General features: G+C 63.1%; 15 protein-coding genes. 14 read left to right on the top strand and 1 reads right to left on the bottom strand.

Features of this window, described 5'->3' with window-relative positions; translation table 11 throughout:
* Positions 1 to 31: 31 nt before the first annotated feature.
* Positions 32 to 415 (bottom strand): thioredoxin fold domain-containing protein, encoded by a 384-nt coding sequence (locus KJP29_RS11400; RefSeq protein WP_218463676.1) that lies wholly within the window; start codon positions 413 to 415, stop codon positions 32 to 34.
* A gap of 87 nt (positions 416 to 502) precedes the next feature.
* Here KJP29_RS11400 and KJP29_RS11405 point away from each other — a divergent pair, with 87 nt between their 5' ends.
* The 14 genes from KJP29_RS11405 (at position 503) to KJP29_RS11470 (ending at position 12,226) form a co-directional block, all read left to right on the top strand.
* Positions 503 to 1,243, top strand: a complete 741-nt coding sequence (locus KJP29_RS11405) for a cytochrome c biogenesis CcdA family protein (protein WP_218463677.1) — start codon at positions 503 to 505, stop codon at positions 1,241 to 1,243.
* A gap of 14 nt (positions 1,244 to 1,257) precedes the next feature.
* Positions 1,258 to 1,854 carry a thioredoxin family protein gene (locus tag KJP29_RS11410; protein WP_218463678.1) on the top strand — a complete coding sequence of 199 codons (597 nt, stop codon included), beginning with the start codon at positions 1,258 to 1,260 and terminating at the stop codon, positions 1,852 to 1,854.
* A 159-nt stretch (positions 1,855 to 2,013) separates the two neighbouring features.
* Positions 2,014 to 2,493, top strand: a complete 480-nt coding sequence (gene soxX / locus KJP29_RS11415) for a sulfur oxidation c-type cytochrome SoxX (RefSeq protein ID WP_218463679.1) — start codon at positions 2,014 to 2,016, stop codon at positions 2,491 to 2,493.
* A gap of 36 nt (positions 2,494 to 2,529) precedes the next feature.
* Entirely contained in the window at positions 2,530 to 2,946 is a 417-nt protein-coding gene (gene soxY, locus KJP29_RS11420) for a thiosulfate oxidation carrier protein SoxY (RefSeq protein WP_218463680.1), read from the top strand.
* Positions 2,947 to 2,972: 26 nt separating this feature from the next.
* Entirely contained in the window at positions 2,973 to 3,302 is a 330-nt protein-coding gene (gene soxZ, locus KJP29_RS11425) for a thiosulfate oxidation carrier complex protein SoxZ (protein ID WP_218463681.1), read from the top strand.
* 32 nt (positions 3,303 to 3,334) lie between these two features.
* Positions 3,335 to 4,186 carry a sulfur oxidation c-type cytochrome SoxA gene (gene soxA, locus KJP29_RS11430; protein WP_218463682.1) on the top strand — a complete coding sequence of 284 codons (852 nt, stop codon included), beginning with the start codon at positions 3,335 to 3,337 and terminating at the stop codon, positions 4,184 to 4,186.
* Positions 4,187 to 4,295: 109 nt separating this feature from the next.
* Complete coding sequence (soxB, locus tag KJP29_RS11435) at positions 4,296 to 5,993, top strand: thiosulfohydrolase SoxB (protein ID WP_218463683.1); 1,698 nt, start codon at positions 4,296 to 4,298, stop codon at positions 5,991 to 5,993.
* A gap of 92 nt (positions 5,994 to 6,085) precedes the next feature.
* Positions 6,086 to 7,363, top strand: coding sequence for a sulfite dehydrogenase (gene soxC / locus KJP29_RS11440; protein ID WP_218463684.1), 1,278 nt, complete (start codon positions 6,086 to 6,088; stop codon positions 7,361 to 7,363).
* Positions 7,347 to 8,417 (top strand): c-type cytochrome, encoded by a 1,071-nt coding sequence (locus KJP29_RS11445; RefSeq protein ID WP_218463685.1) that lies wholly within the window; start codon positions 7,347 to 7,349, stop codon positions 8,415 to 8,417. The genes soxC and KJP29_RS11445 overlap by 17 nt, the downstream gene beginning before the upstream one ends.
* A gap of 167 nt (positions 8,418 to 8,584) precedes the next feature.
* On the top strand, positions 8,585 to 9,289 hold the full coding sequence (locus tag KJP29_RS11450; RefSeq protein WP_218463686.1) for a c-type cytochrome: 705 nt from the start codon (positions 8,585 to 8,587) through the stop codon (positions 9,287 to 9,289).
* A gap of 33 nt (positions 9,290 to 9,322) precedes the next feature.
* Positions 9,323 to 10,591, top strand: coding sequence for an NAD(P)/FAD-dependent oxidoreductase (locus KJP29_RS11455; RefSeq protein WP_218463687.1), 1,269 nt, complete (start codon positions 9,323 to 9,325; stop codon positions 10,589 to 10,591).
* Positions 10,592 to 10,666: 75 nt separating this feature from the next.
* Positions 10,667 to 11,125, top strand: a complete 459-nt coding sequence (locus tag KJP29_RS11460) for a DUF302 domain-containing protein (RefSeq protein WP_218463688.1) — start codon at positions 10,667 to 10,669, stop codon at positions 11,123 to 11,125.
* A gap of 210 nt (positions 11,126 to 11,335) precedes the next feature.
* Positions 11,336 to 11,776: a YeeE/YedE family protein gene (locus tag KJP29_RS11465; RefSeq protein WP_218463689.1), complete on the top strand. Its 441-nt coding sequence runs from the start codon at positions 11,336 to 11,338 to the stop codon at positions 11,774 to 11,776.
* A 3-nt stretch (positions 11,777 to 11,779) separates the two neighbouring features.
* Positions 11,780 to 12,226, top strand: coding sequence for a DUF6691 family protein (locus tag KJP29_RS11470; protein ID WP_218463690.1), 447 nt, complete (start codon positions 11,780 to 11,782; stop codon positions 12,224 to 12,226).
* The last annotated feature ends 105 nt before the right edge of the window (positions 12,227 to 12,331 follow it).

Here is a 12,331-nt window from a genome sequence, read left to right on the forward strand (position 1 = left end):
TGCATGCATATATTTAAATGCGAGGGCAATTTCAACCGTCGAGGACAGCCTCAGCGGGGTCCCCGACCGGGATATCCTGCGCCTTCAGCATCATGCCCAGCAGGCCCCAGAAGAAATCCTCGCCTGGATAGCCTTCGATACGAGCCAGTTCACGCCCGTCTTCGGTCAGGATGAAGGTCGGGGTGAAGTTCACGGGCCGCGCCAAGGTGATCCCGCTGGTGGCGATGTCGTCCTTCTGGACCCGGACAAGCGGGGCGGCCCGGCCTTCGGCGGTCTTGGGATATTCCTCTGAGACGTCCTTGTTCCACGCGCGGCAATAGGCGCAGCCCGGCTGTTCCACCATGACAAGCTCCGCCGCGAGGGCGGGCAGGGGCAGGGCGACCACCATCGCCAAGGCCGCAAGGAAATGACGCATGAGAAAATCCGTGTTGACCGAACGCTTGCAAGAAACATAATGCGTTAATGCGATCCGATCAATGATGCGGCTCGTATGGGAGGATCAATGTTTGGTGACATTTCATATGGCGGCGCAGCCATTGCCGGGCTCGTCGCGTTTTTTACGCCCTGCATACTGCCGATGGTGCCGTTCTACCTGTCCTACATGGCGGGAATCAGCATGGCGCAGCTCAACGACGAGGGCGGGATCGAGCCGGGCGCACAACGTCGCCTGATCGTTTCGGCCTTTTTCTTCGCGCTCGGGGTGACGACGATCTTCGGGCTTCTGGGCCTTGGCGCGACCGCGGTCGGGCAGGCCTTCGCCCAGTGGAAGCAGGTGCTCTCCTATGTCGCCGCCGCGATCATCTTCGTTTTCGGGCTGCATTTCCTGCACCTGATCCGCATCCCTTTCCTGATGCGCGAGGCGCGCGTGCAGTCCAAGGCCGATCCCTCCACCATCGTCGGCGCCTATGTCATGGGGCTTGCCTTCGGCTTCGGCTGGACGGCCTGCGTGGGGCCGGTGCTGGCCTCGATCCTGATGATCGCGGCCATGAAGGACTCGCTCTGGCAAGGAGGAACGTTGCTCGTTACCTTCGGTCTGGGGATGACCGCGCCCTTCGTCATCGCAGCGGTCTTTGCCCAGCCGTTCCTGCGGTTCATGGCGCGGAACCGCAAATACATGCCCTATGTCGAAAAGGTCATGGGCGTCATGCTGATCCTTTTCGCCGTGCTCATCGCCACCGGTTCGGTCAACGCGATCTCGAACTGGCTTATTGAAACCTTCCCCGTGTTCACGAACATGGGCTGATGGGAGGACACCTCATGCGCTTTCTCACCGCTCTTGCGACCGCCGCCACGCTGGCCTTTCCGGCATTCGCCGCCACCATGGGCGACGACGGGCTACACAAGGAAGTCTGGATGCGCGACACCTTCAAGGATGTCGCCGAGGACCTCGCCGAGGCCGAGGCCGAGGGCAAGCGGCTCATGATCCTGTGGGAACAGCGCGGCTGCATCTACTGCACCAAGATGCATGAAGAGGTGTTCCCGCGCGAGGACCTGGCCCAATACATCGAGGATAATTTCTTTGTCGTGCAGATGAACCTCTTCGGCGATGTCGAGGTGACCGATCTGGACGGCGAGACGCTGTCCGAAAAGGACATGGCGATGAAATGGGGGGTGATGTTCACGCCCACCATGATGTTCCTGCCGCACCCCGAGGAAATCGAAGAGGGCGAAACCGCCCGTGACGCGGCGCAGCGCGTCGCGATCATGCCCGGCGCCTTCGGGTATCACACCACGAAGAACCTGATGACCTTCGTCTTCGACGAGGCCTATCGCGGCGACGAGAATTTCCAGAAGTACCACGCCGCCAAGTTCGCGGAATGGCAGGCCGCGAACCCGGGCCAGACCGGAGAGTGAGCTGGATCCCAGCGCCTGGAAACGACGTTGCCATTCCTGCTGCCACGCGGCAGGAAGGTCAGGACGGGCGACCAAAAAAATTCATGAAACCGAATTTGTGATTGGCAATTTGTCGCAGGTCGCATACGGTCGTATTCAGAAAACGTGATGGGAGGAATCATGAAGCGGACAACGATCGCGCTCGCCGCGCTGATCGCGGGAACTGGTCTGGCCACGGCCGAGGTCACAGCTCCGGGCGATGTTTCATTCGACGGTTACGAGGTCGCGGAGTCTCTGACCGGGACGCCGGGCAACCCCGAGGCCGGACGGGAGGTCGTCGTGGACAAGGGGGCAGGCAACTGCATCGCCTGCCACGCTGCAGAAGCATATGCCGACGTGCCCTTCGGGGGTGAAGTCGGCCCGATGCTCGACGGCGCCGGGGACCGCTGGTCGGAATCCGAGCTGCGCGGGATCCTCGTCAACGCCAAGATGGCCTTCGACGGCACGGTGATGCCCGCCTTCTACAAGACCGAAGGGTTCACCCGCCTTGGCGACGCCTTCACGGGCAAGGCCTGGCCCGCAGACAAGCCGGTCGAGCCGCTGCTCACGGCACAACAGATCGAGGACGTCGTGGCCTATCTGATGACTCTGCACGAGTGATCGACGGACCGGCGTTTGGATAGAGAGAGGATAGACATGAAACTGACACGACGTGATGCCCTTGCCATGGGACTTGGCGCGACTGCTGTCGCCATGCTGCCCATGCGGGCTTTCGCTGCCGCCGAAGAGGCGATTGCGGAATTCACCGGCGGAGCCGCCGTGGGCGAGGGCGACATTTCGCTGGACGCCCCGGAGATCGCCGAGAACGGCAACACCGTTCCGATCAGCGTGAGCGCACCGGGTGCGACCGCCATCGCCGTCTATGCGGCAGGCAACCCGACCCCGGCCGTGGCCACCTTCACCTTCGGCCCCGCCGCAGGCAGCCAGGCCGCATCGACCCGGATCCGGCTCGCCGGAACCCAGGACGTGATCGCCGTGGCCCAGATGGCCGACGGCAGCTTCATCCAGACCGCCAAGACCGTGAAGGTCACCATCGGCGGCTGCGGCGGCTGATCAGCGGAAACAAGGAGACATAAGAAATGGCATCTGGTGTTAAACCCCGCGTCAAGGCTCCCAAATCCGCATCCGCGGGCGAGGTCGTGACGCTCAAGACCCTCATCAGCCACCCGATGGAATCGGGCCAGCGCAAGGATTCCGACGGCAACGTCATCCCGCGCTCGATCATCAACCGGTTCACCTGCGAGTTGAACGGCGCGATGGTCATCGACGTGGCGATGGACCCTGCGATCTCGACCAACCCCTACTTCGAATTCGAAGCCAAGGTCGATGCGACGGGCGAGTTCAAACTGACCTGGTACGACGACGACGGCTCTGTCTACGAAGACGTGCAGCCGATCGAAGTGGCCTGAGACCACAACGCGAACCAGGAGGGAGGAACGACATGAAGTACAAGCTGCTGACCGGTATCGCCTTTGCGGCTCTGACCATCGGCGGGGGTATGGCCTTCGCCGATGAGGACGCGGATCTTGTCCTCAACGGGGAGACCCCGATCACGGTGCGCGCCCCGGCGCCGGCGCATCTCGAAGGCGCGCTGGACGAAATCTACTCGGGCTGGGTGTTCCGCTCCGACGACACGCAGGCGATGCAGGCCGACGACTTCGACAACCCGGGCATGCTCGCCGTCGAAGAGGCGCGCGCAGCCTGGGCCGCGGCCGAAGGCTCGGAAGGCAAATCCTGTGCGGATTGCCATGGCGAGCCCGAGGATATGGCCGGCGTGAAAGCCGTTTACCCGAAGTGGAACGAGGCGGCTGGCGAAGTGCGCACGATCCAGATGCAGGTGAACGACTGCCGTGAAAACCGGATGGGCGCCGAGCCCTGGAAAGTCGACGCGGGTCCGGCGCTTGCGATGGAAGGGCTTCTCGCCTCGGTCTCGCGCGGGCTTCCCATGAACGTCGCCATCGACGGTCCGGCCGCCGAGACCTGGGAAAAGGGGCGGGAGATGTATTACACCCGCTTCGGTCAGCTCGACCTGTCCTGTGCCAACTGCCACGAGCAGAACTACGGCAACATGATCCGGGCCGACCACCTGAGCCAGGGGCAGGTCAACGCCTTCCCAGCCTATCGTCTGAAGGACACGAAACTCGTCGGCGTGCAGAGCCGCTTCAAGGGCTGCATCCGTGACACCCGTGCCGAAACCTTCGACCCGGGCTCGCCCGAGTTCGTGGCGCTGGAGCTTTACGTGGCCTCGCGCAGCAACGGTCTTTCGGTCGAGGGCCCCTCGGTCCGCAACTGACGTCGAACCCCGCGCGGGCGCTCCTCGCGCGGGGTTTTTCTTACCAAATATATGCCGTTTCGTGAATAAGTTACGGTCCCTGCAATACAAACGGGCAAAGGACGAAGAGATGATCTCTCGCCGCGATTTTCTTCAGGTCGGCATGGCCGCTTCCGCCCTCGTGGGCGCCTCGGGCTTCGGCAATTGGGCACGGCTTGCCGCACAGCAGATGCTGACACAGGACCAGCTCCTCGACTTCGACACCTTCGGCAACGTGACCCTGATCCACATCACCGACATCCACGCGCAGCTCAAGCCCATCTACTTCCGCGAGCCCGAGATCAACTTGGGGGTCGGCGAAGCTCTTGGTCAGGTGCCCCATATCACAGGCGCCGAGTTCAAGGCGCGTTACGGCATAGCTGACGGATCGCCCTCGGCCTATGCGCTGACCTACAACGATTTCTCCGCGCTTGCGAAGGAGTACGGCAGGGTCGGCGGCCTCGACCGCGTGGCCACGGTGGTCAAACAGATCCGCGCCGCGCGCCCCGATGCGCTGCTTCTGGACGGCGGCGACACCTGGCACGGCTCCTACACCTGCTATCAGACGCAGGGGCAGGACATGGTCAACGTGATGAACGCGCTCGCGCCGGATGCGATGACCTTCCACTGGGAGTTCACGCTGGGTTCCGACCGCGTGCGCGAGCTGGTCGAAGGGCTGCCCTTCGCGGCTCTTGGCCAGAACATCTTCGACGCCGAATGGGACGAACCCGCCGAGAGCTTCGAGAGCTACAAGATGATGGAATCGGGCGGGGTCAAGATCGGCGTGATCGGTCAGGCCTTCCCCTACATGCCCATTGCGAACCCCTCCTGGATGTTCCCGGAATACAGCTTCGGCATCCGTGACGAGCACATGCAGGAAATGGTGGACGAGGTCCGCGCGAACGGCGCCGAACTGGTCGTCGTGCTGTCCCACAACGGTTTTGACGTGGACAAGAAGATGGCCGACCGCGTGACCGGCATCGACGTGATCCTGTCGGGCCACACCCATGACGCGCTCCCCGAACCGGTGCTCGTGGGCGAGACGATCATCATCGCGTCGGGGTCGAACGGCAAGTTCGTCTCTCGCGTCGACCTCGACGTGCGGGACGGGCGGATGATGGGGTTCAAGCACAAGCTCATCCCGATCTTCTCGGACGTGATCGCACCCGATGCCGAGATGACCGCGCTGATCGATGAACAGCGCGCGCCCTACGAGGCCGAGTTGTCCGAAGTGATCGGCACCACGGATGTCGAACTTTTCCGGCGCGGCAACTTCAATGGCTCGTGGGACGACCTTATTTGCGACGCGCTGATCTCGGAACGCGAGGCCGACATCGCCATGTCGCCCGGCGTGCGCTGGGGACCGTCGCTCATTCCCGGCGACGAGATCACGCGCGAGGACATCTGGAACGTGACCTCGATGACCTATGGCCAAGCCTACCGCAACGAAATGACCGGCGAGTTCATCAAGGTCATTCTCGAGGACGTGGCCGACAACATCTTCAACCCCGACCCCTATTACCAGCAGGGCGGCGACATGGTGCGGATCGGGGGCATGGGCTACCGGATCGACATCACGAAGCCGCAGGGCGAGCGGGTGTCCGAAATGACGCTTCTCAAGACAGGTGAGCCGATCGATCCCGCGCGGACCTATCAGGTCGCGGGCTGGGCGTCCGTCAACGAGGGAACCGAAGGCCCGATGATCTGGGACGTGGTGGAAAGCCACATCAGGAAACTCGGCACCGTGACGCTCGACCCGAATACCTCGGTCGAAGTCATCCAAGGGTAATCAGGCGCCTCCCGTCCCAAGCGGGCGTGAGGCTTTTTCGAAACAAAATCATTCACATAGACGAATGATTCGATGCGAACAGGGAGGAGCATATGGACGATATGTCTCAAACCAAAGGCCCCTCGCGCCGCCGCTTTCTGGGCGGGGTGGCGCTGGGTGGCATGGGGCTGGCCGCAGGCCGTGCGATAGCCGAAGGTCACGGCGGGCCGGACCCGCTCATCACCGAATTGCAGGATTGGGCCAACGGTCTGGGCGACGGCGTGGATGCCACGCCCTATGGTCTGCCGATCGAGTTCGAGAGCGACGTGATCCGGCGCAACGTGCCATGGCTCACCGCCGATCCGATCAGCTCGATCAACTTCACACCGATCCATGCCTTGGACGGCACCATCACGCCGCAGGGCTGCGCCTTCGAGCGTCACCATTCGGGTGCGATCGAGCTGCGCAAGGAAGACTACCGCCTGATGATCAACGGCCTCGTAGATCGTCCGCTGGTCTTCACCTATGCCGACCTCGAACGCTTCCCACGCGTGAACCATACCTATTTCCTCGAATGCGCGGCGAACACCGGAATGGAATGGGCAGGGGCGCAGCTTAATGGCGCGCAGTTCACCCACGGCATGATCCACAACATGGAATACAGTGGCGTGAAACTTTCCACGCTGCTTGAAGAGGCCGGTGTAAACCCCGAAGGAAAATGGGTTTATGTCGAAGGGGCCGATGCTTCGTCCAATGGCCGCTCGATCCCGCTGGAGAAGGCGATGGAGGACTGCATCGTCGCCTTCAAGGCCAACGGCGAGGCCCTGCGAAAGGAACACGGCTATCCCGTGCGTCTCGTCGTGCCGGGCTGGGAAGGCAACATGTGGGTCAAGTGGCTCCGCCGGATCGAGGTCGCTTCGCAAGCCGTTGAAAGTCGGGAAGAAACCTCAAAATACACCGACACGATGGCCGACGGGACCTCGCGAAAATGGACCTGGGTCATGGATGCGAAATCCGTGGTCACATCGCCCAGCCCGCAGATGCCGATCACCCATGGTCCGGGGCCGCTGGTCATCTCCGGCATGGCCTGGTCGGGCCGGGGCAAGATCACGCGCGTCGACGTCTCGACCGATGGCGGCATGAACTGGCAGACCGCACGTCTGGCCGGTGAGCCCGGGGACAAGGCGCTCACGCGCTTCTACCTCGACATCGACTGGGACGGTTCAGAGATGCTGCTGCAATCGCGCGCGATGGATGAAACCGGCTATGTCCAGCCGACCAAGGAAGAACTGCGCGCGGTGCGTGGCGAAAACTCGGTCTACCACAACAACTGCATTCAGACCTGGCACGTAAAGACCACCGGGGAGGCCGAAAATGTCGAAGTTTCCTAAACTCGTCGCGGGAACCGCGCTCGCCACATTGATCGCGCTCCCGGCGTTCTCCCAGACCTTCGGCCTTGGTCGCGCGGCTCTGCCGGAAGAAATCGCGGCCTGGGACCTCGACGTGTCCCCCGATGGCACGGGGCTGCCCGAAGGGCAGGGCACTGCCGAAGATGGCGAGATGCTCTTTTCGGACAACTGCGCGGCCTGTCATGGCGAGTTTGCCGAGGGGGTCGATCGCTGGCCGGTGCTGGCCGGCGGCTTCGACACGCTGGCCCGTCAGGACCCGGTCAAGACGGTGGGCAGCTACTGGCCCTATCTGTCCACGGTTTGGGACTATGTCCATCGGTCCATGCCGTTCGGCAACGCGGGCACGCTTTCGGCAGACGACACCTACGCCATCGTGGCCTATATCCTCTATTCCAACGACCTGATCGAATACGACGCGGTGCTTTCGAAGGAGACCTTCCTCGATGTCGAGATGCCGAACGCCGACGGGTTCTTCGAGGATGACCGCGAAACCGCCGAGGCCGCGTTCTGGGGGCGGGAGCCTTGCATGGAGAATTGCAAGGAAAGCGTCGAAATCACCATGCTGGCCACGGTTCTGGACGTGACGCCGGACGAAGGTGGAGCGGAAGAGGTCGAACTGGCCGCGGCCGACACGGGCGAAACGGCCACGCCGGTCGAGGAGCCCGCTGCCGAACCTGCCGCTGAACCCGTCGAAGAACCGGTCATGGCCGCGGCCGATCCAGAACTGATCGCAGAGGGCGAAGACGTCTTCAAGAAGTGCAAGGCCTGCCACAAGGTCGGTGAAGGCGCCAAGAACGGCACCGGCCCGATGCTGAACGGGATCGTGGGCCATGCCGCCGGAGCCAACGGCGACTTCAAGTATTCCGGTTCGCTGGCGGACGCCGCGGCCGGGGGGCTGACCTGGACGCCCGAGGAACTCGACGCCTTCCTCGCCGATCCCAAGGGTTACATGAAGGGCACCAAGATGTCCTTCGTGGGCCTCAAGAAGGACGAGGACCGGCAGGCGGTCATCGCCTATCTCTCGACCTTCCAGTAAGGCCGCCGAGCTTCCGGGTTCCTCCCCGGTTCAGGGCGTCTCACCTTCGGGTGGGGCGCCCTTTCTGCTGCGGTGCGGCAGAAATTCCCTGTCAAAACAGGCCGCTAAAAACATAAAAACTCGCGAATATGTTTGTGTGACAAAATGCCCCAGAGTAGACTTTCAACATGCAAACGATTCCGCGCCACCTTGTTGTCGCCGCCTTTGCCATGGTTGTGGCGGGGCCCGGTGCGGCTGACGACTTCGGGGACCCTGAAGAGGGTGCGCGGGTCTTTCGCAAATGTCAGGCCTGCCATGCCGTGGGACCGGACGCCTTCAGCCGCACCGGACCGCATCTGAACGACCTCTTCGGACGCCGGGCCGGGGGGCTCGAGGCCTTCGCCTATTCGGCGGGGCTCGTCCGGATGGGGAACGACGGGCTTTTCTGGGATTTCGAGAGCCTCGACGCCTATCTCGAGAACCCGAAGGCCTTTGCCTCGGACACAAGGATGAACTTCGCGGGCCTCACGGCGCCGGAGGACCGCTCCGATGTGCTCGCCTTCCTGCGCCAGTATTCCGATAGCCCCGCCAACATCCCCGGAGCCGCCCCCACGGCCGCCCCTCGTGAAGTCGACCTCTCGGAGGACATTCTCGCTCTCGTGGGCGACGTGGATTATGGCGAGTACCTCTCGTCCGAATGCCTGACCTGCCACCAGTCGGACGGCGGCAACGACGGCATCCCCGCGATCACCGGCTGGCCCGAAGAAGACTTCGTGGTTGCCATGCACGCCTACAAGGAAAAGGTCCGCCCGCACCCGGTCATGCAGATGATGGCCGGACGGTTGGCCAATGACGAGATTGCCGCGCTCGCGGCCTATTTCGGCGGGCTCTGAGGAGGGGGCCGCTTTTTCAGGGAGGAAGACATTATGACCATGAACAGACGCCAGTTCATCTGGGCCGGGACCGGGGTCGCCGCCACCTTGGCCGCGCCGCATGTCTATGCGGCAAGCCACGGAGGTGCGCCGAAGGTCGTCGTGATCGGCGGCGGGGCGGGCGGTGCGACCGTGGCCCGCTATGTCAACAAGGACGCTGCCGGGGCGATCGACGTTACGCTGATCGAGCCGAGCCGCACTTACTACACCTGCTTTTTCTCGAACCTCTACATCGGCGGGTTCCGCACGATGGAGAGCCTTGCCCATTCCTACGGCGGGCTCGCGACGGAAGGCGTCAACGTCGTCCACGACCACGCGGTGGACGTGGACCGCACGGCGAAGACCGTGACCCTCGCCTCGGGCGCTGTGCTGCCCTATGACAAGCTCGTTCTGTCGCCGGGGATCGACTTCATCGAGGGCTCCGTGCCGGGGTGGGATGTGACCCAGCAGAACCGGATGCCCCATGCCTACAAGGGCGGGAGCCAGACCGAGCTTCTCAAGGCCCAGGTCGAAGCCATGCCCGAAGGCGGCGTCTTCGCCATGATCGCGCCGCCCAACCCCTATCGCTGTCCGCCCGGTCCCTACGAGCGGATCTCCATGGTCGCGCATCTGCTCACCCAGTCGAATCCGACCGCCAAGATCCTGCTCGTCGACCCCAAGGACAAATACTCGAAGCAGGGCCTGTTCGAGGAAGGCTGGCAGAAACATTATTCCGGCATGATCGACCGGATCGGCCCCGACTTCGGCGGCGCGAACGTGAGCGTCGATCCGATGGCCATGACCGTGAATATCGACGGATCGGAAGAACAGGTCGACGTCTGCAACGTGATACCGGCCCAGAAGGCCGGCGTGATTTGTGAACGCGCCGGGCTGGTTCAGGACAACTGGGCCCCGGTGGACGGGCGTACCATGGTCAGCCGGATGGACCCCGACGTGCATATCCTTGGCGATGCCTCGGCGCAGGGCGACATGCCGAAATCGGGCTTCTCCGCCAACAGTCAGGCCAAGGTCGCGGCCATGGCGCTGCGTGCCGCCCTGACCGACAGCCGCATGTTCCCGGCCAAGTTCTCCAACACCTGCTGGTCGCTCATCGCGCCCGACGACGGGGTCAAGGTCGGGGCAGCCTACGAGGCCACGGAAGAAAAGATCGCGAGCACCGACAGCTTCGTGAGCCAGACGGGCGAGGATGCCGCGCTCAGAAAAGCGACCTACGAGGAAAGTCTGGGCTGGTATGAGGGGATCACCTCAGATATATTCGGCTAAGTGAATATGAATCTGCCGGACCGGTTCGCCCCGGTCCGGCTACAATCCGATCACGTCCGCCATGAGGAGCGTCGAATGAAACACCTTTGCGCCATAGCGGCCACCGTCGCAGCCTTGTCGCTCGGGGCAGGGGCTGCCCTTGCCGAAAGTCACGGCGATGACATGATCGTGTCCCACGCCTATGACGGCAGCTTCGACGACGCGGCTTTCGCGCTTGAAAACGCCATCGTGGGGCAGGGGCTCGTCATCGACTACGTGACCCACACCGGCGAGATGCTGAACCGCACCGGGCTCGACGTGGGGTCCGAGGTCGCGCTTTTCGAAGCAGCCGATGTCTATCTCTTCTGCTCGGCGGTGGTGAGCCGCGAGGTGATGGAGGCCGACTGGCGCAACATCGCCTTCTGCCCATACGGCATCTTCGTGGCCGAACGCGACGGCGAGGTGACGTTGGGATACCAGAACTACCCCGAGGGACCGATGGACGCCGTCGAGGCGCTGCTCGAGACCATCGTTCAGGAGGTCCTCGCGAACTAGGGTCCCAAGAAGGCGGGATCGGGCGCTGCGCCCTCGGAACGCTGTCGTTGCCCAAGAGACGCCGTCGGACCTTCGTTCCGCGGCGACCGGGTTTCCCGGTAAAAAATCATTAATTCGAATGTGTCCTTGAAGAACCGCAAGCGGCCCAATAGGTGGGCCTTTGCGAAACCATGTCCCGGCGCGAAGACCGGGTTCGAAAGTGAGGTCGAAATGGAAGTCATCGCAACGGAATTCACGCCCTGGGCGTCACTGGGGGGTGGGCTGCTCATCGGCCTTGGCACCGTCCTTCTGATGTGGACGCGCGGGAACGTGCTGGGCGCGACCGGCATTCTCGCAGGGTTCATGACGCCGTCGTCCTCCTGGGACTGGACCTGGCGCGCCCTGATCATCGCGGGGATGCTCACGGCGCCGCTCGCGATCCTCGCGGTGACCGGCGGCTTTCCCGAAATCCAGGTGCCCGTCAGCCGTCTGGCCATGATCCTCGGAGGTCTCATCGTCGGCTTCGGCGTCACCTATGGGGCGGGCTGCACCTCGGGTCACGGCGTCTGCGGCATCGCGCGGCTCTCGCCGCGCTCCATCGCCGCGACCGTGACCTTCATGCTCACGGCTGGACTGACGGTCTATGTCGCGCGTCACGTGATTGGAGGCTGAGCCATGGAAAAGCTGCTTGTCTATATCTCCGGGCTGCTCTTCGGTCTTGGCGTGTCCATCGGGGGCATGGCCAACTCCGCGAAAGTGCAGAACTTCTTCGACGTGGCGGGGGTCTGGGACCCGTCTTTGGCGCTTGTCATGGGGGGTGCGCTTCTGGTGACCTATCCGGGCTACCGTCTGGTCTTCCGGCGCGCGAAACCGCTCTACGAGATGAAGTTCAGCGTGCCCACGAACCGTATCATCGACAGCAAGCTCATCGGCGGCTCGGCGGTTTTCGGTATCGGCTGGGGCATCGCCGGGTTTTGCCCGGGCGCCTCGATCCCGGTGCTCTCGACGCTGAACCCCGACGTGCTGATCTTCACCGGCGCGATGATCGCGGGGATATTCCTTGCCAAGGGCACGATGAACCTGACGGCCGCGCGCCGGGCACGTTCGGTCACGGCGCCATAGGGAGCGCCATCAACCGGCCACTCATGGTCTTTCATCATGGGTCGCGCCTGCGGGCGCGGCCCTTTTTTGTTGGCTGACCGCCCTGTCAAGAAATTAAATTCAAAA

It is taken from the genome of Maritimibacter sp. DP1N21-5 (assembly GCF_019218295.1).
Taxonomy (GTDB): Bacteria; Pseudomonadota; Alphaproteobacteria; order Rhodobacterales; family Rhodobacteraceae; genus Maritimibacter.